The sequence below is a fragment of the Nocardia arthritidis genome, from assembly GCF_011801145.1.
Lineage (GTDB): Bacteria > Actinomycetota > Actinomycetes > Mycobacteriales > Mycobacteriaceae > Nocardia > Nocardia arthritidis_A.
On the sequence record NZ_CP046172.1, the window covers coordinates 1,760,431 to 1,779,566 of the forward strand.

20 protein-coding genes are annotated in these 19,136 nt (G+C 66.9%); 14 read left to right on the forward strand and 6 right to left on the reverse strand.

What is annotated here, in order from left to right; genetic code table 11:
- Window positions 1–107 precede the first annotated feature (107 nt).
- Both F5544_RS07865 and F5544_RS07870 read left to right on the forward strand, forming a co-directional pair.
- Window positions 108–554 carry a hypothetical protein gene (locus F5544_RS07865; protein WP_167472566.1) on the forward strand — a complete coding sequence of 149 codons (447 nt, stop codon included), beginning with the start codon at window positions 108–110 and terminating at the stop codon, window positions 552–554.
- Window positions 551–1,567, forward strand: a complete 1,017-nt coding sequence (locus F5544_RS07870; RefSeq protein ID WP_167472567.1) for a zinc-dependent alcohol dehydrogenase family protein — start codon at window positions 551–553, stop codon at window positions 1,565–1,567. The genes F5544_RS07865 and F5544_RS07870 overlap by 4 nt, the downstream gene beginning before the upstream one ends.
- Window positions 1,568–1,573: 6 nt before the next feature.
- On the opposite strand, the gene F5544_RS07875 is transcribed toward F5544_RS07870, so the two are convergent.
- Both F5544_RS07875 and F5544_RS07880 read right to left on the reverse strand, forming a co-directional pair.
- Window positions 1,574–1,798: a hypothetical protein gene (locus F5544_RS07875; protein ID WP_167472568.1), complete on the reverse strand. Its 225-nt coding sequence runs from the start codon at window positions 1,796–1,798 to the stop codon at window positions 1,574–1,576.
- A gap of 35 nt (window positions 1,799–1,833) precedes the next feature.
- Entirely contained in the window at window positions 1,834–2,550 is a 717-nt protein-coding gene (locus F5544_RS07880; RefSeq protein ID WP_238847143.1) for an HNH endonuclease family protein, read from the reverse strand.
- 668 nt (window positions 2,551–3,218) lie between these two features.
- On the opposite strand from F5544_RS07880, the gene F5544_RS07885 reads away from it, so the two are divergent.
- A complete protein-coding gene (locus F5544_RS07885; protein ID WP_167472570.1) occupies window positions 3,219–4,091 on the forward strand; it encodes a haloalkane dehalogenase in 873 nt (290 codons plus the stop codon).
- An 85-nt stretch (window positions 4,092–4,176) separates the two neighbouring features.
- The gene (locus tag F5544_RS07890; protein ID WP_238847144.1) at window positions 4,177–5,031 is read left to right on the forward strand and encodes an RNA polymerase sigma factor; all 855 of its coding nucleotides are present in this window, start codon (window positions 4,177–4,179) and stop codon (window positions 5,029–5,031) included.
- On the opposite strand, the gene F5544_RS07895 is transcribed toward F5544_RS07890, so the two are convergent.
- Window positions 5,028–6,149: a TDT family transporter gene (locus F5544_RS07895; protein ID WP_167472571.1), complete on the reverse strand. Its 1,122-nt coding sequence runs from the start codon at window positions 6,147–6,149 to the stop codon at window positions 5,028–5,030. The genes F5544_RS07890 and F5544_RS07895 overlap by 4 nt on opposite strands.
- A gap of 70 nt (window positions 6,150–6,219) precedes the next feature.
- Here F5544_RS07895 and F5544_RS07900 point away from each other — a divergent pair, with 70 nt between their 5' ends.
- Window positions 6,220–7,140, forward strand: a complete 921-nt coding sequence (locus F5544_RS07900) for a LysR family transcriptional regulator (RefSeq protein WP_167472572.1) — start codon at window positions 6,220–6,222, stop codon at window positions 7,138–7,140.
- 3 nt (window positions 7,141–7,143) lie between these two features.
- Here the strand turns inward: F5544_RS07900 and F5544_RS07905 are convergent, their stop codons facing one another.
- The 3 genes from F5544_RS07905 to F5544_RS07915 all read right to left on the reverse strand — a co-directional run bounded on the left by F5544_RS07905 (window position 7,144) and on the right by F5544_RS07915 (window position 9,158).
- Entirely contained in the window at window positions 7,144–7,800 is a 657-nt protein-coding gene (locus F5544_RS07905) for a phosphate signaling complex PhoU family protein (RefSeq protein ID WP_167472573.1), read from the reverse strand.
- Between the two features lie 68 nt (window positions 7,801–7,868).
- Window positions 7,869–8,243 carry a DUF4377 domain-containing protein gene (locus F5544_RS07910; RefSeq protein WP_167472574.1) on the reverse strand — a complete coding sequence of 125 codons (375 nt, stop codon included), beginning with the start codon at window positions 8,241–8,243 and terminating at the stop codon, window positions 7,869–7,871.
- Between the two features lie 57 nt (window positions 8,244–8,300).
- Window positions 8,301–9,158 (reverse strand): glycoside hydrolase family 16 protein, encoded by an 858-nt coding sequence (locus F5544_RS07915; protein WP_167472575.1) that lies wholly within the window; start codon window positions 9,156–9,158, stop codon window positions 8,301–8,303.
- Between the two features lie 128 nt (window positions 9,159–9,286).
- On the opposite strand from F5544_RS07915, the gene F5544_RS07920 reads away from it, so the two are divergent.
- The 9 genes from F5544_RS07920 (at window position 9,287) to F5544_RS07960 (ending at window position 18,620) form a co-directional block, all read left to right on the forward strand.
- On the forward strand, window positions 9,287–10,375 hold the full coding sequence (locus F5544_RS07920) for an ionic transporter y4hA (RefSeq protein WP_167479053.1): 1,089 nt from the start codon (window positions 9,287–9,289) through the stop codon (window positions 10,373–10,375).
- 367 nt (window positions 10,376–10,742) lie between these two features.
- Window positions 10,743–11,582: an MlaE family ABC transporter permease gene (locus F5544_RS07925; RefSeq protein WP_167472576.1), complete on the forward strand. Its 840-nt coding sequence runs from the start codon at window positions 10,743–10,745 to the stop codon at window positions 11,580–11,582.
- Window positions 11,582–12,445: an MlaE family ABC transporter permease gene (locus F5544_RS07930; protein ID WP_428847125.1), complete on the forward strand. Its 864-nt coding sequence runs from the start codon at window positions 11,582–11,584 to the stop codon at window positions 12,443–12,445. The genes F5544_RS07925 and F5544_RS07930 overlap by 1 nt, the downstream gene beginning before the upstream one ends.
- A gap of 3 nt (window positions 12,446–12,448) precedes the next feature.
- Entirely contained in the window at window positions 12,449–13,498 is a 1,050-nt protein-coding gene (locus tag F5544_RS07935) for a mammalian cell entry protein (RefSeq protein ID WP_167472577.1), read from the forward strand.
- Complete coding sequence (locus F5544_RS07940) at window positions 13,495–14,499, forward strand: MlaD family protein (protein WP_167472578.1); 1,005 nt, start codon at window positions 13,495–13,497, stop codon at window positions 14,497–14,499. Before F5544_RS07935 ends, F5544_RS07940 begins: the two co-directional genes overlap by 4 nt.
- Window positions 14,496–15,521, forward strand: a complete 1,026-nt coding sequence (locus F5544_RS07945; RefSeq protein ID WP_167479055.1) for an MlaD family protein — start codon at window positions 14,496–14,498, stop codon at window positions 15,519–15,521. The genes F5544_RS07940 and F5544_RS07945 overlap by 4 nt, the downstream gene beginning before the upstream one ends.
- The gene (locus F5544_RS07950) at window positions 15,521–16,624 is read left to right on the forward strand and encodes an MlaD family protein (RefSeq protein ID WP_167472579.1); all 1,104 of its coding nucleotides are present in this window, start codon (window positions 15,521–15,523) and stop codon (window positions 16,622–16,624) included. Before F5544_RS07945 ends, F5544_RS07950 begins: the two co-directional genes overlap by 1 nt.
- A complete protein-coding gene (locus tag F5544_RS07955) occupies window positions 16,621–17,667 on the forward strand; it encodes an MlaD family protein (protein WP_167472580.1) in 1,047 nt (348 codons plus the stop codon). The genes F5544_RS07950 and F5544_RS07955 overlap by 4 nt, the downstream gene beginning before the upstream one ends.
- Window positions 17,664–18,620 carry an MlaD family protein gene (locus F5544_RS07960; protein ID WP_167472581.1) on the forward strand — a complete coding sequence of 319 codons (957 nt, stop codon included), beginning with the start codon at window positions 17,664–17,666 and terminating at the stop codon, window positions 18,618–18,620. The genes F5544_RS07955 and F5544_RS07960 overlap by 4 nt, the downstream gene beginning before the upstream one ends.
- Window positions 18,621–19,136 lie beyond the last annotated feature (516 nt).

Sequence of the window (19,136 nt, forward strand, 5' to 3'; positions counted from 1 at the left end):
ACAGCGCTATTCCCTGGAGGGAATGATGAACCGCATGCTTGACGGGGTCTCGGCTATTCCCTCGAGGGAATCGCGGACCTCGGCGTCCCGCGGCCAAACTCGTCGGCATGAGCAAGCAATACACCGATGGCGAGCTGGCGGATTTCACGCAGCGCTGGGTCGCGATATGGAATGAGGCGGATCCGGCGTTACGGCACAAGCGGGTTCGCGAGGTCTGGGCGGCAGACGGCGTGCAGGTGCTCGTCGATCCGCCGGTGGAGATGCGGGAACAGGCAGCGAGCCTGGCCATTCCGGCGCCGCCGTTGACGGTGCACGGACAGGAGGCGATGGAGCGCCGGGTGACCCGGGCGTACGAAATGTTCATCGCGCCCGGCGAATACGTCTTCGAGCCCGAGGAACCGGCGACCAATCTGCCAGCCGGGCTGATCGGTCTGCACTGGAAGATGGTGACGCGGGCCGACGGCGCGAAGGCGGGTGGCGGCTACGACGTCTTCGGACTCGACGCGCAGGGCCGCGTGCTCACCTGCCACCAGTTCATCGAGGGTGTGCGATGAAAGGCGTTGCGTATCACCTCGAACCGCTGCGCGACCTCGCGGGACTGAGCATCCGGCCGCAGGCGCGGCCGGAGCCGGGGCCGCACCAGGTGGTGATCGAGGTGCGGGCCGCCAGCCTCAACCGGCGGGATCTGATGTTGCTGGACGGCACCTATCCGCTGCCCGCCGAGCCGGGAATCGTCCCGCTGTCGGATGGTGTCGGGGTGGTTGTCGCGGTGGGCGAGAAGGTGACTCGGGCCGCGCTCGGCGATCGGGTCACTGCGACCTACTACCCGCACTACATCGACGGACCACAGCGGCTGGCACACGTTCGTCAGCAGTACGGCGCCAACTTCAACGGCATGCTCGCCACTTACGCACTGCTGGAAGAGGATTCGGTGGTGCACGTGCCGGAATACCTCACCGATGCGGAGGCGGCGTCGCTGACCTGTGCCGGTGTCGTGTCCTGGGCCGCGCTCACCAAACCGGTTCCGGTGCGGCCCGATGAGTCGGTGCTGACCGTCGGCACCGGAACCGTCGCGATCTTCGCCGCGCAATTCGGCAAACTCCTTGGCGGGCGGGTTATTTCGATAACCTCGACCGAGCGCAAGGCCGAGCGGCTGCGCAAGCTCGGCGTCGACGAGGTGGTGGTGCGGGCCGAGCATCCGGACTGGGAACAGCGGGTGCTGGAGCTCACCGGTGGCGACGGCGTCGATCATGTGGTGGACGCGGTGGGCGGGTCGACGGTGGCGAAATCGGTGCGGTCGGGCGCGTACAACGCGCGGATCACCATGATCGGCGCCATGCCGACCGGCGAAAACGCCACCGGCGGTGACCTGTTCGGCGACAAATACCTCTCGATCAGGAAGATCGCGGTCGGCAGCCGCGCCGATTTCGAGGCCATGAATGTCGCGATGACCGAGCATCGGATGCGTCCGGTCATCGATCGGGAGTTCTCGTTCGACGAGGCGGTCGAGGCCTATCGCTACTTCCGTGACGAGAATCCGTTCGGCAAGGTGATCGTCACGATGTGAGCGTGTTCATGCCTCGAAAGGCACGGTATTGCCCGCGGTGTCGCGCATCCCGGCCGTCGCTTCGACGGCGGCCGCCAATTCCGCGGCGGTGGTCCAGGTGCGGGCCGGTTCGCCCGCGAGATTGCCGATGGTGAGCCAGGTTTCGGTCGCGCGGTAGCGGACCAGGCCGCGGCCCGCCGCGTCGACGGTGACATCGAGGTCACCGGAAACCGTCCCCTCCTCGTCGGTCATGACGGCCGCCGTGGTGGAAAGCTCGATGATGTCGGCTATTTGAACGCTCCTCGCTTGACGCAATCGTCGACCGCGGCACGCAGCGCGGTCTGTTCGGCGGAGTCGATCTTCAGCGCGTATTTTACTTTGACCTGGACATACCGGCCGACATAGGCACACCGGAAGTTGCCCGGCGGCAGGTAGTTCGCCGCGTCCTGGTCACCCTTCGATCTGTTGGCCGACGGATCGGAGGCGACGAGGTTGAGTGCGTCGTTGGCGATCCGGCGGCGGGTGTCGTCGTCGCGGGCGTCGGCGCCGGAACGCCACGCCTCCGCCAGCGGGACAATGTGTTCGGCGTCGACGCCGGACGGGTCGGTGATCCACTTGTACGGCCCCACCTGGCCGGTCTTGCGGTCGATGACGCCGTACTGGTCGCGCCAACCTCCGCCGCGGCCGATCGACAGCTCGCAGGTCTTCGGATCCAGTCGGACCGAGCCGGTGGCATCGCGCAGCAGCATCACGTCGCGGGTGGTGCACTTGGCGTACTGCGCGAATTCGGCGCCGAATCCGTGCTCCGGCTTGTTGAGATCCCAGTGCGGGAACTTCTCCCTGCTGTAGCCGGTCATCGGATTCTCCGGCGCGACAGCGAGTTTGGTCAGCAGGTCGGTGATCTCTCGGCCGGAGATCGCGGTGTCCGGGGTGCGGGGCGCCGGGCCCTCGGTGTCCTTGCGCGCTTCGACGAGGGCGTAGACGACGGTTATGAGGACGGCCAAGAGGATAGGAGTGCACACGGCGATCGCCCGCCGCATCCGTCGCGGCGCAAACCTCATCTGTACTGCCCCAAACCTCATCGCATCCGAAAAGAACCGGGCGTCAAGGTACCTGGTGGCGGCGTGGCCGGAAGTCATTGCCGGATATGACGTTCGGCACAGCTCGTGATCTGTGCCGCTGCCTCGATTCCGGTGGCGGAAATGGACCAACCCCCGAGTCGCCGTGCCGGCGCCGACTCGGGGGTTGGCGAATCACAAACCGAGAGCGGCATCTTGGCGGCGGGCGGGCGGTTGTCCCATCCGTTGTCCCCGCGCTGCCGACCCCACGAGGCTGATGAGGGGGAGCCTCGAAGAGCCGGGCCGCCGGGCCGCTCTCGTTCGTGACGATCTTGGTGCGAGCTCTGCTTCGCTCGCCATCATCTACGTAACAAGACAGTAGATAACTGGTTACCGTTTGGCAAGTCATCGAGCTGGCTTCGGCGAACTTCTAAGCTGTTCCTCAGCTAACCCGCCATTTCTACTGCCCTTCTACGGAAAGCGGTTGAAATCGCAAGGAACTCGAGTGACGGGCATCACATGAAATTCGCCGATTCGGCGGTCACAGCCGAGCCGAACCGCGTGTCCAACCGGGTGTAGGCGACAAAGCCACCACATCCGAAGGGACGGACATCATGCCCACCGTCGACGTTCTCGACTCCTACCTCCACTACCGCGACGCCGGTTCCGGCGCGATCCCGGTCGTCTTCCTGCACGGCAATCCGACCTCGTCGTACCTGTGGCGCAAGGTGATTCCACACGTCACCGGGCAAACCCGGGCGCTGGCACCGGATCTGGTCGGGATGGGCGAATCCGGCAAGCCCGATAGCGCGTACCGGTTCGCCGATCACGCCCGCTACCTGGACGCCTGGTTCGACGCGCTCGGGCTCGACCGGGTGGTGATCGTCGGCCACGACTGGGGCGGTGCGCTCGGAATGGACTGGGCCGCAAGGCATCCCGGCCGCGTCCGGGGCATCGCGGTGGTCGAGACGTTCCTGCGCCCGATGCGCTGGGACGAACTGCCGCCGCTCGGGGCGGAGATCTTCCGCAAGTTCCGTTCACCCGAGGGGGAGCGAATGGTCTTGCAGGAGAACGCCTTCATCGAGGTGAATCTGCGGCTCCAGGCCAAGGTCTCGCCCGAGGACCACGATGTCTACCGCGCGCCGTACCCGACGCCGGAATCGCGCAGGCCGATGCTGGCCTGGTCCCGCGAATTCCCGCTCGACGGCGAACCGGCCGATGTGGTCGCCATCGTCGAGAACTACGACCGGTGGGCCGCCGCTAGCCCGGAGGTGCCGAAGCTGCTGATGGGCTTGGAAGGCGGTGTCGGGCTCGGCTCGCCTGAGGTGATCGAATGGGCCGCGGGCACTTTCGCCGCCGCCGAGGTCGCGGCGATCCCGCCCGCCGGACACCACTGCCCGGAGGACCGGCCCGACGAGATCGGTGCCGCCGTCGCCGCTTGGATCCGTCGGCACAACCTGGTCGACACCGCCGCCGCGGTTTCGTGATGCGCTGTCCGCCTGGTGGGCCGGTCGGCTCACCAGGCTGCGCGCCGCTGTTGCCGGAGGTGGACGGTGACCGAAGAATGGGTGGGTGAGTTCGGAAGATGTGGCCGATCGGGCCGCGCTGGACGGGGAGCGGGCGCTGGTCGGCAGGGCGGTCGCGGGCGATCCGGGCGCGGTCGCGGAAGTTGTTCGGCTGCTGCAGGATCCGCTGTATCGGTTGGCGCTGCGGATGGTGTGGCGGCCGGCCGACGCCGAGGACGCCACCCAGGAGATCATGCTGCGGGTGCTCGGCAAACTCGACACGTGGCGGGCCGAGGCGCGGCTGTTGACCTGGGCGTATCGCGTCGGGGCCAATTATCTGATCAACCTGCGCAGGCAGACGCCGCAGCTCAGCCTCGACACCTACCGGGAGGATTTGGCCGACGGACTGGCGGAGGCGGATTACCGCGGTCCGGAGGCGCGGCTGCTGACCGACGAGGTGCGGCTGAACTGTAGTCAGGCGATGCTGCAATGCCTGGCCCGCGACGAGCGGATCGCCTTCGTCCTCTCCGATGTCTTCGAGCTGAGCTCACACGATGCGGCCTGGGTTCTCGACATCACCCCGGAGGCGTACCGAAAACGCTTGGCGCGCGCCAAGAAACGGCTCGGCAACTTCCTGAACTCGGCTTGCGGCATCGCCGATCCCAAGGCGTTCTGCCGGTGTGCGCGCCGGGTGGACAAGGCGATGGAACTCGGCCGGGTCGATCCCCGGCGGCTCCACTTCGCCACCCATCCGATCGCGCCGGGCGGGCGCGGCGTTCGCGAGGCCGAACAGCAGATGGTCCGGCTGCACGACGCGGCGGCGGTCATCCGAGTCCATCCCGATTACGCTGCGCCCCAAGCGAAAATGGACGCCATCGCCGGTCTGCTGGAGTCCGGTCGCTTCCCGTTGCTCGGTGATTAGCGAGCAGGTGCGAACAGGTTCCCGGTGACCACGCCGCGGACGGTGCGGGTGGCGACAACGGCCCACGCGGCGACAAGCAGCGCGTACAGCACCACCGCGGCGGCTCCGAAAAGGTATGCGCCGGTGTGCGAATAGAGCACGGTGCTGCCGGTGACGCAGGTGCCGAGCGGGAAGGTGAAACCCCACCAGGTCATGGTGAAGGCGAATTCGCCGGTGCGAGCGGTCCGCACGGTGATGGCGATGGCGAGCGCCAGCCACAGCATCGCGAAACCCCAGACCACGACCCCGTATACGACGGAGAAGGCGTTCAGCGCCCCGGCGTATTCGGGAAGTCCGGCGGGCGCCGCGTTGGCGAGCAGCCCTGCGGCCGTGACGGATTGACCGAGCGGGCCGAGCACGATCCACAGCGTCGGCACCAGACCCGTCGCCGGAATGCCGAAGTGGATCAGCCGCGACCAGATCATGCTGATGGTGATCAGCGCCGCGATCAGGCTCACGCCGAACATCGCGAGACAGATCAGCATCAAGGTCAGCCGCGGTTGACCCGCGGGGGTGTAGGGGATGAGCAGCGGACCGAGCGCCGCGGACACCATCGGCGGCACCACCGGCATCAGCCAGCCGCCGAAGGCCGCGTCGGGTTCGCTGCGGCGACCGGTGAACATGCGATACGGCACGGCGAACGCGGTCAGCAGGCCGAGCACGGTGCCCGCCGACCACAGCACCCAGTCCACCGCGACGGCGGCGTCGAGGCCGATCACATCCCGGCCCAGCAGCAGCGCGCCCGCGCCGACGGTGAGCAGCGCCATCGGCGGCGCGCCGAAGAACTGTGACATCACCGGATGGTCGCGATGCTCGCGCGCGGTATCCGGATAACGCAGATGGTGCGCGACCCAGCCCGCGCTCAGCACGACCAGCAGCAGCGCCGCGAGCAGCCACATCGCGGTCGCCGCGCCGCGCAGGCCCGGGAAGGCCAGCGGCAGCGTCGCGGCGGCATTGGCGACGATGCCGGTGCCCATCACCACGGCGAACCAGTTGGGGCCGAGGTTGCGCACCATGGCGGGCCCGGCCGAGCGCTGGCGCACGCCGGTGGTGGGGCGAATGGTGACTGTTGCGGTCATGGATCCAGCATCGCCGCAGGTCGGGCCGTCGGGTAGCTGCCTTGTAACTATGGGTGCATAGACTCGTTCTATGCCCTTATCGCCGCGCGTCCCCGATCTGGCCGCACTGGATCTGCTGCTCTCGGTGATCGAACTCGGCAGCCTCGGCCGGGCCGCGGCGGCGCACGGCATCAGCCAACCGTCGGCGTCATCGCGGATCCGCTACCTGGAGAAGCTGGTCGGCACGCCGGTGCTCCAGCGGACCACCCTCGGCTCCCGCCCGACCAAGGCCGGGGCGCTGATCGCGGAATGGGCCAGAGCCGTCGTCGACGCGGCGGCCCAGTTGGACGCGGGCATCGAAACCCTACGCGCCGAACGCAATTCACAGCTGAGGGTGGCGGCCAGCCAAACCGTCGCGGAATATCTCTTCCCCGGATGGCTGATGGCGCTGCGGAATACCGCGCCCGATACCGCCATCGCCCTCGAATCCGGTAATTCCGTGCACGTCGCGAACGAGGTGCTCGACGGCAGGGCGGCGATCGGATTCGTCGAAAGCCCGCTGGCCTTCCGCGGATTGGCGACGCAACCGGTCGCACACGACCGGCTGATGGTCGTGGTCGCGCCCCGGCACGAATGGGCCCGCCGCGGCCGCGTCACCGTGGACGAGCTGGCGAAAACCGCACTCATCCAACGGGAACCGGGCTCGGGGACCCGAAGCTACTTCGAATACGCCATGGCCGAACGCATTCCGGGCTGGTCGCCGAACGTCGCCCTCGAATTGTCCTCCACCACCGCCATCAAGACCGCGGCGGCCTCGGGTGTCGGGCCCGCCGTGCTCAGTTCACTGGCCGTCGCCGCCGAAATCGGCGCGGGCGTCCTGGCCGCGCCCGAGGTCACCGGGCTCGACCTGAACCGGACGCTGCGGGCCGTCTGGGTGAAGGGGCGGCGGCCGACCGGCCCGGCGCGCGAGCTGTTCGATATCGCGCGGCGGGAGGTCGCGGCTTCGGGGTGAGATCTATTCCGGATCGTCGCTCGACTGGGCGGTGGGCGGAATCCCGGTGTCCAGGAAGCGAATCAACCGATCGATCCGGTCGGTATGGTCTACGCAGCGCTCCAGATTGTGGCCGAGCAGTGCGATATCGATGGCCGTGTCGGTGGGTTCGGTGGAATTGCCGAGCGCGGTGTGCAATTGGTGGTGCAGTTGTTCCATCGGCTGCGTGGCGGTCCCGGCGTCGGCGTCCTGGCGCCCACCCGCGACGGCCTCGCCCGCGCGCTCGGTGCGGCGCGCGGCCAATCCGCACATCGCCGCGAGTATTGCCATGATCTGTTGCGGCGCAACATGTTTCGGATACGAGCGGTAGACCTGCTGCGCCACCCGGCTGATCAGCCAGCCGATCCGGGACAGCTCACCCGCGATCTGGATGGCGGTGACTACATGGCGCAGATCCCTGGCCACCGGCGCCTGTAGCGCGAGTAGCACGACCGTGCGCGCCTCACAGGCGCCGTACATCTTCTGCAGTTGCTCGTCGAATGCGAAAACCTCGTAGGTGGCGGTGAGATCGGCGTCGACCAGGGCGTCGGCGACCCGTTCGGCGGCGTCGTGGGCGAGCCGGCACATTCGCGTCAAATCCTCTGTCAACGCGATGAGCTCATGAGTGAACTGAGTCCGCACTTCGCAAATTCTCGCCTATGCCCGCGGCGCCGGGCGATCGATCCCACGATGTTCACAGTTTGACGTTGCTAAACCTTGTCCTTGCGAACCACATCGACCAGTCGCAGCGTCACCGACGACGCGTCCGCGGGCGGATTCGCCACCGGCGTTTCCTCGACTTTCAACTGGTAGATGTACCCAGGCTCATAGTCGAAACCCGCGATGCGGTCGTAGAACAGCTCCCATTCGCTGTCCGGATTCCGTTTGACCTGTAGACAGGTCATCGGCGCGACGCCTTGACAAGGTTTGGTCTCACCGGCAACCCAGAGATCGATCACCTTCGACCGCACCGCGGAAGTCGTTGGCGCCGCGGGCGGCTCGGCCTTCCGCTCGGATCCGCAGGCGGTGAGCGCCACCGCGAGCGTCAACCCCGCGAGCACCGCCCTGCCTCGGCATAGCTGCATGGCACGAAGCATACGGATCCGGAATGCGAACCGAGCTCAGCGCCGCGGGATGAATCCTCACCCGATGGCCGTGTACACCCGCACATAGTCGACGAGCAGGTTGGCGGGGAATACCGTCGCGGCGTCGGGCGGTCCGGGCCAGGTGCCGCCGACGGCGAGATTCAGCAGCAGATGGAATGGGTGATCGAAGACCCAGGTCTGTCCTTCCCGGAAATCGGCCTTGTCGATGCTGTAGTAGCGAGTGTCGTCGATCAGCCAGTCGATGTGGGTCGGGGTCCACTCGACGGCGTAGGTGTGGAAGTCATCGGACAGCCGCTGTCCGTCGGGGAGCCGATAGCTGTCGGTCAGGCCCGGGTCGACGAAACCTGGTCCGTGCGCGGAGGCATGCACCGTGCCCGGGTCGTCGCCGACGGTTTCCATCACATCGATCTCGCCGTTGTTCGGCCACGGATGGGTGTCGATATCGGTGCCCATCATCCAGAACGCGGGCCACAGTCCCTTGCCGTCCGGAATCCGCATGCGTGCCTCGAAGCGACCATAGGTCTGGTCGAATTTCGTGAGGGTGGTGATGCGTCCGGAGGTGATATCGCAGGGGCCGTACGGGCACGGCGTCATTCCCGGCAATTGCTCGCGGCGGGCCGAGATCACCAGATGGCCCTGCCCATCGGTCGAAACATTCTCCGGGCGGTCGGTGTAGTACTGCCATTCCTGATTGCCCCACCGGGGTTCGCCGCCCCGGTCGTAGACCCAGCTGTTCGAGTCGGGGCGACCGCCCGCCGGACCGTTGAACTCATCGGACCAGACGAGCTGCCAGCCCGCCGCGGTCGGCTTCGGCTCGGCGCTCGCGCAGGCCGAGGTCGATATCGAGATCAGGACCAGCGCCGCGGCGATGGATCTGATTGACAGTAGGGACATTTCGCGTGTGCTCCCGGTGCTGATTCGGTGGTGGGGAGCATCCTGTCAGTGATGTTCTGAAGGAATTATTAATCTCCGGCGCGTTGCGAATGTCTCGTTTGCTCGGACGCTGGAAGTTCGCTGGAATGATGGACGGCATGCTGCGACTGCTGACCCGACACTGGACGACCTTGGTTCCCTTGCTCGCCGCGGTGGTTCTGGCAATCGCATGGTTCACCCATCCCTCGGGTCCGGCCGTGATCGTGGTGGTCTTGGCACTGGTCGGGGCGGTGCTTTCGGCCGTGCAACACGCCGAGGTGGTCGCGCATCGGGTGGGGGAGCCGTTCGGTTCGCTGGTGCTCGCGGTGGCCGTCACCGTGATCGAGGTCGGCCTGATCCTGACCTTGATGGCGTCCGGCGGTGACGATGCCTCGTCACTGGCTCGGGACACGGTCTTCGCGGCGGTGATGATCACCTGCAACGGCATCTTCGGGTTGTCGCTGTTGGTCGGCGCGGTGCGCAGGCGGGTGGCGGAGTTCAATGCCGAGGGCACCGGTGCGGCACTGGCGACGGTGGCGACGCTCGCCACGCTCAGCCTGGTGCTGCCGACGTTCACCACCAGTAAGCCCGGTCCGGAGTTCTCCGGCTCGCAGCTGGCCTTCGCCGCGGTGGCGTCGCTATTGCTCTACGGGTTGTTCGTCATGGTGCAGACGGTTCGGCATCCGGATGACTTCCTACCGGTCGAATCGGCGGGAGCGGATGAACACGGCGAACCCCCTTCTGCCGCAGCGGCATTGGTGAGCCTCGGACTGCTGCTCGTCGCGCTGGTCGGCGTGGTGGGGCTCGCGAAGATGGTGTCGCCGTCGATCGAGAACGGCGTGAATGCCGCGGGGTTGCCGCGGTCGGCGGTCGGCGTGGTGATCGCCATGCTGGTGCTGTTGCCGGAAACGCTGGCCGCCGTGCGCGCCGCCCGCCGCGACCGGGTGCAGACGAGCCTGAATCTCGCGCTCGGTTCGGCGATGGCGAGTATCGGCCTGACCATTCCGGCGATCGCCATGGCCACGATCTGGATTTCGACGCCGTTGACGCTCGGGCTCGGCGCGACACAGATGGTGCTGCTGGCGTTGACGGTGGTGGTGGGTGTGCTAACCGTGGTCCCGGGCCGGGCCACCCTGCTGCAGGGCGGCGTGCATCTGGTGTTGTTCGCGGCGTTCGTCTTTCTCGCGGTAAGTCCGTAAACCTAGCAATCGTTTGGTTAAGAGGGTCGCTGTTGTTCGGGCCGACCCTGACCCGGCCGGTATTTCTCGTGCCGACGGCGGTGGTCGATGGGCTCGCGATGGTTCCCGGGTGGGCCACTTTGCCGCAAGGCGGCGTTCATCTCGGCTTTTGTGTCCCCCGCCGCAAGTCCCCAATGTGCGTGATATCGCTCACGAATAACAAATACACATGATCGATTCCGCGAATAAGTGGTCAGCATCACGCCAAAACGATTTTGTAGTGACCATAGGTAACGATTAGCTTGGCGAAAACGGGCAGTGGTGCCGGAATCGGAGAGTGCGTCATGATTTTGGACACAGCACGCGCTGTGACTCAGGGAACTCGTCCATGACGAGCGGGACGCAAGCTCCGGAAACCGCGGTCGATGTTGTTCGGAAGAATTTCTCGGACACCGTGGTCTCCTCGCTGCGGACGTTCGGCCGCGCGGTCGGGCTCGCGCAGGAGGCGGTGACGGGCGGCATCGGCGATATCGCGCGCGCCCGATTCCAATGGCGCGAAACACTGCTGCAGGCCTGGCGATTGGTGACCGTCACCGCCCTGCCCGCCATCCTGATCGCCATTCCGTTCGGGGTGATCGTCTCGATCCAGGTCGGCAATCTGATCCACACCCTCGGCGCGGATTCACTGCTCGGCGCGACCGGCGGGCTCGGCGTCATCAAACAGGGCGCCCCGCTGGCCACCGGCTTCCTGCTCGGCGGGGCCGGTGCGGCCGCGATCGCCGCCGACCTCGGCGCGCGCACCATCCGCGAGGAGATCGACGCGCTCAATACGATGGGCATCAGCCCGGTGCACCGGCTGGTGGTCCCGCGGATGGCGGCCATGCTCATCGTCGCGCCGCTGCTGAACATCCTGATCATCTTCGTCGGCATCCTGGCCGGCTATGCGGTGGCCATCGGCGGACAGGGCGTGACGCCCGGAAGTTATTGGGCCACTTTCGGATCCTTCACCACCACCGCGGACGTGTGGGTGTCGCTGGTGAAGGCGCTGATCTTCGGCTTCCTCGTGGTGGTGATCGCCTGCCAGCGGGGCCTGGAGGCCAAGGGCGGCCCGCGCGGCGTCGCCGACGCGGTGAACGCGGCCGTCGTGCTCTCGGTGGTATCCATCGTGATCGTCAATCTGGTGGCGGCGCAGATCACCGCCATGTTCCTGCCGACGAGGCTGGCCTGATGGCAACGTCATACGCCCCCAAGGGGTTTCACTGGCTCCGGCGTTACTACCGCCGGGGCAGCCGGGTGCTGCGCGCGGTGGACTCGTTCGGCTTCGTCGCGATCTTCGTCTGGCAGGTGCTCTCGGCGATTCCGTTGACACTCAAGCGGTATCGCGGCGAGACCATGCGCGCCATCACCGATATGACCTGGGGGCGTGGGTCGGTCATCGTCGGCGGCGGCACCGTGCCGATGATGATCGTGCTCGGCCTGGTCATGGGCGCCTCGGTGGCCGTGGAATCCTTTGCGACACTGAGCATGCTGGGGATGGGCCCGGTCACCGGCGTCGTCTCGGCCTACGCGACGACGCGTGAGCTCGCGCCGATCGCGGCCGCCATCGGCTTCGCCGCGCAGGCGGGCTGCCGGATCACCGCGGAGATCGGATCCATGCGCATCTCCGAGGAGATCGACGCGATCGAGGCGCTCGGTCTGCGCTCGGTGCCGTTCGTGGTGACCACCCGGGTGGTCGCGGGCGCGCTGGCCATCGTGCCGACCTTCCTGATCGCGCTGGTCCTCAGCTACGCGGCTTGCCGCGGGCTGATCACCCTGGTGCACAACCAATCCGCCGGCGTGTACGACCACTACTTCTTCCAGTTCGTCTCCGGTTTCGACGTGATCGCCGCGGTGATCAAGGTGGCCGTCTTCGGCACCGTGGTGATCCTGGTGCACAGCTATTACGGGTTCTTCGCCACCGGCGGGCCCGAGGGCGTCGGCATCGCGTCCGGGCGCGCGGTGCGCACCAGCTTCGTCGCCATCATCGCCATCGACATGGTGCTGTCCATCGCCCTGTGGGGCTTCAACGCGGCCATCAGTTTCACGGGGTAGCGGATGCCGAAATACGGATTGCCGGGAGTCGCCGCCGATCGCCGCCGGGCGCGCACGGTAGGCGGGTTGATCGTCGCGCTGGTCGCGGCGGTGGCCGTCGCGACGGTCGTCTACCGCGATATGCGCGGCGCGGATGGATTGCGAATCGCCTTGCACACCGAGCAGATCGGTGACGGCGTCGCCGAGGGCACCCAGGTGCGGCTCGACGGCGTGCTGGTCGGCAAGGTGGCGCGGATCGCGCCGGATGTGCTCGGCACCCAGCGAATCACCTTGCAGCTGGACAGTTCTCGGTTGTTCGGCATAGACGACAGCCTGCGGGTCGATTACGCGCCCGCCAACCTGTTCGGCATCAGCGAACTCGAATTGCGCCGCGGCCCAGGCGGTTCCCCGCTTCGCGCGGATCAGGTGATCGACCTGACCGGCCGCCGCGCCGCCGATGTCTACGACGCGACGATGGGCAGCATCCTGCGCAGCCTGTCCCAGGTCGGCGCGAGCGTGCTGACCCCGCAGATGGTTCAGGTGATCGCCCAGGTCTCCTCGGACGTCCAGGCGTTCACCCCGCTGGTGCAGGCGCTGATCACGGTGGCGCGCACCATCGCCGACAACCAGACCATGAAACCGTCGGAGCTGGCGGGCGAATTGGGGCCGGCATTCGACGGCGGCGGCCGCTTCGCCGGTTCGGTGATCCAGGCCCTGGACGGGATCAACGACATCAACGTGCTGAAAGGCGATCGCGCGCACTACGATTCGGGCGTCGCGGCGATGACCGGACAGATCCTGCCCGGCCTGGCCACCACCGGCAATACTGCGGGCAAGTACTTCGGCGATGGCGCCGACACCCTCGCGCCGGTGCTGCGGGTACTGGCGCAGATGGTGCCCCGCCCGCAGCAGTCGGCCGCCGAACTGCGCGAACTGCTCACCCGGCTGCGCGCGGCCATGCCGGATACACCGGACGGTCCTGTGCTCAACGTCGAGGCGGATCTGCGTGGGGTGCCGGGACTTTCGGTGCCGCTGCTCGGCCTCGGCGCACCGATTCCCGGAGGTGCCCGATGACGGTGCGCGGCGCGGCATGGCGGCTCGGACTCTTCGCGGCGGTGATGATGGTGGTGCTCGCGCTGGTGCTCACCGCGATCAAGCGGCCCGTCGCCGGCGACACCGAGGCGCACGACGCGATCTTCACCGACGCCAACGGGTTGAAGGTCGGCGACGACGTGCGCATGTACGGCGTGCAGGTCGGCAAGGTGGAGGGCATATCGCTGGAGGGCGACAAGGCCAAGGTGCGGCTCACCGTCAAGACCGCGACGCCGATCTACGACAACAGCACCCTGGCCATCCGCTACCAGAACCTCACCGGCCAGCGCTATATCGACCTGCAGCAGCAACCGAATCCGGGCGTCCGGCTCGCCGCGAACGCGCGGATCGACGCCAAGATGACGCTGCCGTCGTTCGATGTGACGAGCCTGTTCAACGGGCTGAAACCGGTGCTGGCCACCATGTCTCCGGAAACGGTCAACCAGTTCACCGAGAGCATGCTCGCGGTGCTGCAGGGCGACGGCAACGGGCTCGGCCCGGCGCTGGACGCCATCGGCAAGCTGAGCAAGTATGCGAGCGACCGGCAGGCGGTGATCGGGACCGTGGTGCGGAATATGTCCGATCTCGCCGACAAGGTCGGCGGTCGGGTGCACTATCTGGTGCCGCTGCTGGCTCGGCTGACCGATATCTTCCAGGCGCTGCAGCAGAACATCGGCGGCCTGGCGGAATTCGCGATGAGCGCGCCGTCGGTGCTCGGACCGGTGGACCGGCTGCTGTCCACCATCGGGCTGACCAAGGACAGTGGACAGGACCTGGATGCCTTGATCCGCAGCCTGTTCCCGGATCCGAAGCAAGCTGTCGAGGTATTCGGCAGGCTGCCCGGCCTGTTGAGCGCGATCGACGCCTCGCTGCCGCGCACCGTCGCGGGCTGGCAGCCGGAATGCAGTAAGGGGACCATGCAGGCGCCCGCGCCGCTGCGGATGCTCATCGCCGGACAGCAGGTGACGCTGTGCAACGGATGACCAAGTGGCGCAACTGGTTCGGTGGTGATCGGCCGGTGACCGACGAGCCGACCCGGCTGCGCAGGGAGGTGCGGCTCGGCGTCGTCGGCGCGGTGCTGGTGGTGATCGCGCTCGCCGCGGCCGCGGTGCTGTACGTGGTGCCGTTCGGCAAGACCACCTATACCGCGGAGCTTTCCGAGGCGCAGTCGGTGCGCGCGGGCGATGACATCCGGCTGGCCGGTATCACGGTGGGTTCGGTGAAATCGCTGGAGCTGAAACCGGATCGGGTGATCATGAAGTTCACCGTCGATTCCGATGTGTTCGTCGGCGACGAATCCTCGCTCGACGTGCGGATGCTCACGGTGGTCGGCGGGCACTACGTCGCGCTGTTCCCGGCGGGCGCGAAACCGCTCGGCGGCAAGGTGATTCCGGCCGACCGGGTGCGGCTGCCCTACAGCCTGGTGCAGACCTTCCAGGACGCGACGACACCGCTGAACCAGATCGATGGCAGCACCCTGCGGAAAAACCTTGCCACGCTGGACAGTTCGCTGGCCAAGGCGCCGGAGAGCCTGCGCACCACGCTGGACACCCTCGGCGGTTACGTCGACGCCATCAACCGGCAGCGCACCCAGGTGTCGAATGCCGTCGCGGTGGCCGACGAGTACATCTCGCTCTACGACGGCGCCAAAACCGATCTCGGCAGGCTGATGGACAACTCCAATCTGCTGGAGACCGTACTGCTCGACAAGCGCGCCGAACTGCGCGAATCCATCGCGCTGCTCACCAGCGTGCTGCAGCGCGTCGCCGCGCTCGCGCCGACCTGGGACGACAAGCTGAAACCGCTGGCACAGCAGCTCGCCGACGCACTGCCCCGGCTGGAACAGCTCGGACAGCAGTTGCAGCCGATGATCGATTCGGTGCACGGCCTGCAGGCGAAGGTGCGCCAGTGGCTGCCGGATGGCGGGGTGGTGGTCGATCAGTCGGGTCAGACCGTGCAGGCCCCCGCGGGCGTCTGCGTCCCGTTGCCCGGAAAGGCGTGCTGATGCTGAAGCGGGTACTCGGTTCGCGGGCGTTCATGTCGATCGCCGGTGCGGTGGTGGTCGCCGCGGTCGCGGTGGCCGGATACTTCATCGTCTTCGATCCGCTGAAGGAAACCCGATCCTATTGCGCCGTAATGTCCGACAGCATCGGTCTCTACCCGGGCAACCAGGTGACCATGCGCGGCATCGTGGTCGGCAGCGTCACTTCGGTGCGGAATGAGGGCAAGCAGGTGCGGGTGGACTTCGACGTCGACGCGAAATATCCGGTGTACGCCGACGCCGCGGCCACCACGGTCTCGGATACCGTTGTCGCCGACCGCAATCTGGCCGTGCTCAACAGCGGTAAGGATCTGCGCCGCTGGGACGGCGCCCAGTGCATCACCAATACTTTGACGCCCAAGAGCCTTACCGAAACGCTCACCGCGCTCGCACAATTGGCCGATCAGCTGAACGGCCCCGGTGCGGCACAGCAGAATTCGCTGTCCAATGGCCTGGCCGCGCTCGACGCCGCGACCTCGGGAACCGGGCCGCAGTTCAACGAGCTGGTGCGCAAGCTCGGTTCGGCACTCCAGTCGCCGGACGCCGATATCGCCCATCTGGCAGGCATTTTCGACACCTTCTCCTCGGTATCGAAGAAGGTCAACGAGCACTGGGGTGATCTGCGGTCGATGCTCACCCGAATGGGTCCGGCGCTGAATCAGGCCAGCACCGAACTGCTCGGGCCCGGCGCGGAACTGTTCGACGCGCTGCGCCAGGTGCTGCCGGTGCTCAACGACATCACCACCATGTTCGGCGACACCATCCTGAAGGGTCTGGACGCCACGGTGCCGCTGATAAAACTGTTGCGCGCCAACGTCGGATCGCTGCGCGACATCGTGTTGATGACGCCGGTGCTGACCAATGCGTTCCAGTCCGTCACCGATACGTCCACCGGCGCGCCCGGCATCACCTACGCCCCGCCGCGGGTGCGGATTCCGGCGCAGAACGCCGAACAGGTTTGCGCGGCGGTGAACGCGGTGACGCCGGGCCGGTGCGCGGGCGCGGGCGACGGCATGGTGGATGTGGAACTGGTCCAGCTGGTGCTGGGATTGGCAGGTGCGCGATGAGGCGTAATCCATTGCGGCGCACCGTGCTCGCGCTGGCGGCCACGGTCGGTCTGGCCGTCGGCGGATGTGCGTTCGATCCGTCGTCGGTGCCGGTGCCCGGCACCGACGTCTCCGGGCCGACGTATCCGATCAAGATCGAGTTCGCGAATGCGCTGAACCTGCCCGCCAAGGCCAAGGTGATCGCGAACGGTGCGCAGGTCGGCACCGTCGAGAAGGTCACGGTGGTGCCGTCGAGCCAGGCGCGCGGCGGCTACGTCGTTGTCGACGCCGACATTTCGTCCTCGGTGCGGTTACCCACCAACACGGTCGCCGAGCTGCGGCAGAACACCGTGCTCGGTGATATCCACATCGCGTTGACCACGCCGTCCGACGGTTTCGGTTCGCTGCTCGCCCCGGGCGGCACCATCGGCATCGATCGCACGAAACCGCCGGTGCAGCTGGAGGATACGATGGCCGCGCTGGCCTTCTTCGTGCAGGGCGGCGCAGTCGGGCAGATCCAGGACATCATGACCCGGTTCAACGCGGTGCTGCCGAAGGATCCGAAGGACACCGCGCGCATCTCCGGCGTGATGGGCGCCGACGCCGCCGATCTGGCCGCCAATCTGGACCAGGTGGACAAGCTGATCGACGGGCTAGCCACGAATGCCGAAGTGCTGCACGACATTCGGCCGGAGCTGGACCGGATCCTGCGCCCCGAGTCGGTGCAGCAGGTGACCGGCGCCGTGCAGTCCATCCAAGGGGTCACCAAGGTATTCGGCGCGCTCGGTCCGGTCGGCGACTCGCTGGCCTGGCTGGCCCCGCTGCTACAGAGCCAGGATGCCGCGCTGCAGGCGCTGGTTCCGCTGCTCACCGGCGGCCAGCTGGATCTGCGGCAGCCGTCGAATCTGGCCATGCTGGTCGCGCTGTTGCGGGACAAGATAATTCCGTTCGCCGAACACGGACCCAAGGTGAATCTCACCGGGGCGACCGTGAATTCGATGCCCGAGCAGGACCAGATCGACCGAATCATCAAGACCCTGCGCATGATCGGAGCCGTGCGATGAAAGTCGGTTCGCTGGCCTCCCTCGGCGGTATCGCGGCCATCACCGTGCTCGGTGCGGGCTACCTCACCTTCGGTGTGGTGCGCGCCGATCCGTTCGCCGAATACACGAATGCCTCGATGGTGCTGCGGGATTCGGGTGGGCTGGGCGCGGGCTCGCCGATTCTGCTCACCGGCATCCCGGTCGGCAAGGTGACCGCCGTCGACAACACCGCATCGGGCGTCGAGGTCCGGTTCCGGGTGAAGCGCGAACAGCGGCTGCCCACCGACAGCACCATCACCATCGAACAGCTGTCCGCGCTCGGCGAGCCGTATGTGCAGTTCGTGCCCAAGGGCGACGGCGGGCCGTATCTGCAGGACGGTCAGCGGCTGGACACCAAGTCGGTCACCGCGCCGCTGTCGATTCCGGAGGTGGCCAGGCTGGTCACCAAGACGATGAACCAGTTGGATCCGAAGGTGGTCGGCTCGCTGGTGGACACCATGGGCCGCGCCATCTCCGGCACCGAGGCGACGATGCCGCAGCTCGCGCGCTCCGGCGACCTGCTCGCCTCCACCATCATGAGCCGCGCGCCCAAGATCGCCGAACTGTTCAACAGTTTCCAGCAGGCCGCGGGCGATATCGATTGGGCCGGGCCCGCGACATCGGATGCCGCGCCGAATCTGGTGCAATTCGAGAAATCGCTCGCGGCGCTGGTCGAGGCGGTCGGCCGGTTGGTGAATACGCCGGGTAATCCGGACGTCTATTTGCAGGGCAATGGGCTGGCGCCGTTCCTGGCGAAGGTGACCGAGTGGCTGAACAAGGTAGGGCCCGATATCAAGGAAATGCTGCCCGGCCTGCGTCCGCTGACCGACGCGATTACCGCGACCGGGCCGCAGCTCGATATCAGCGCATTGATTTCGCAGGCGCTGCAGCAGACCGGTGACGACGCCGTGAAGGTGCGGATAACCGTCAAATAGGCGTACCTCCGCATTCGCTCCGGCCATGCGCGGGCTGAAGACGGCTCCGCCGACAGCGCCCATTAGGCCGCGATAACACCTTCATATCAAATATGAGCAAATGATCGGCAATCTGGGTAGGTTGTGACGGATGAGCTTGTCGTTACGGTAGTTACTACTGCGAAACGAGGGCCAGGCGATGACGCAACCCGGCGGTCCCGATACGGGCAATCCGAATACCACCCGGATACTGGCCATCGCGGCGGTCGTCGTCGCCGTCCTCGCGCTGGTGGTCGCGCTCGCGCTGATGCTGCGCCCCGACAACGAGCCACCCAAAGCCCCGGCCTGGCCGATCCCGACCGGCGTCACCGTCTCCCCGACAGTGCGCCCGACCAGCCCGCCGCCCCGATCCCCCCGTCGATCACCCCGCCGACCCCGGTCGTGCCGCCGCTACCCGCAGGCCGAATCGGCGACGATTGCTCGCACGACGGAATCGTCGCGCAATGGGATCTGCGCAACGGCGAATTGGTCTGCGTG